Below are 995 nucleotides of genomic sequence, written 5' to 3' on the forward strand. Positions count from 1 at the left end.
GCGTTCGGCAGTGGCTTTTGATTGCCAACCGATAGACGTTGAACCGAGACCTGCAGCATTGGCTTGACCACCGACAGAGGTGGCTGAGTTGAGTCCTGCATTGGCTTGGCTACCGATAGCGACAGTATCGTTAGTGCCGCCAGCCATCGCGCTATTACCGAGAGGAAGGGCAGTACTGCTGCTTGCACTCATTGGTTGAGACTCAGCGCCTGTTGCCACAGACGTACATGAAGCGACGCCTACAATTGCTAAAGTAAGTGCGCTTATTTTGAGTACTAAGTTTGGTGAAAAATCCATTTTCATTATAAGTTATCCTATGTTAAAAAAGCCAACTTGGCTCAGTAGTGATTTGGGTAAGTAGTAACAGGATTTATACTGCTCATAGTGTTGCATCCCTCCAATAATATAAATCCGAATGTACATTTATATTTATAAATACAAACGTACTATTAACTTATATTAATAACCCAAATAATACTAGTATTTTATTTTAAATATCAACTAAGTCGATAAACAGATAACTCGCGCTAAATAGTTTTGGTCTGTGTATTATCATCTTACTGTATATCTATGTGGCTTTTTATAAAGCGATTGGCGATGCTGCCATTCCTGTTGTACTCTAAACGCTTACTTTACTAATGAAGGAGAATGCCTGTGCTACATAACTTTGACGAGATAATCGACAGACGCGGTACAGGGTCTCTTAAATGGCATTATAGCGATGACACCATTCCACTCTGGGTAGCAGATATGGACTTTAAAGCTGCCAAGCCTATCTTAAACACCATTGAGCGCGTGGTTCAGCACGGCGTATTGGGCTATACCAAACCCACTGAGGCGCTATATCAAGCGATTGTTGACTGGCATAGTAGCCGTTATGGATTACTATTAGCCAAAAGCAATATCTTATTCTCCCCAGGCGTGGTGCCAAGTTTAGCGTTAATGATGAACGTCTTTACCGAGATAGGCGATGCGGTACTGATCAACGATCCTAT

The 995-nt window shown here is 42.2% G+C and carries 2 pseudogenes; one reads left to right on the forward strand and one right to left on the reverse strand.

Annotated elements, in window-relative coordinates:
- A pseudogene (locus ACS8FD_RS17105) lies at positions 1-303 on the reverse strand (hypothetical protein); the annotation flags it as partial.
- Between the two features lie 345 nt (positions 304-648).
- On the opposite strand from ACS8FD_RS17105, the pseudogene ACS8FD_RS17110 reads away from it, so the two are divergent.
- A pseudogene (locus ACS8FD_RS17110) lies at positions 649-995 on the forward strand (MalY/PatB family protein); the annotation flags it as partial.

Source organism: Psychrobacter sp. 1U2 (assembly GCF_051847575.1).